At 36.1% G+C, this 230-nt stretch carries 1 protein-coding gene; it reads left to right on the top strand.

The features are described 5' to 3' along the window. Nucleotides 1-230 (top strand): polysaccharide biosynthesis C-terminal domain-containing protein (locus AOA61_RS30775; RefSeq protein WP_178075167.1); only part of this gene is annotated, 230 nt, incomplete at both ends.

A 230-nucleotide genomic window follows, 5' to 3' on the forward strand; every position in this document is an offset into this window, starting at 1 on the left:
GAATTATTCGAACAAGCAAATACTTTCCTTATCATAGTGGGAGGTGCACTAATCTTTCAAGCTGTTAGTGTCACTATGTCTGCGATTATTCAAACACACGGATATACGAAAGAAACTATGTTTGTTACATTTGGAATGAATGTATTAAATATAACAGGAAACTATTTATTTATTTTCGGTGCATTAGGATTTCCACAGTGGGGAGTACCTGGCGTTGCATTATCCACAGC

The organism is Pseudomonas sp. 2995-1, from assembly GCF_002742505.1.
Classification (GTDB): domain Bacteria; phylum Pseudomonadota; class Gammaproteobacteria; order Pseudomonadales; family Pseudomonadaceae; genus Aquipseudomonas; species Aquipseudomonas sivasensis.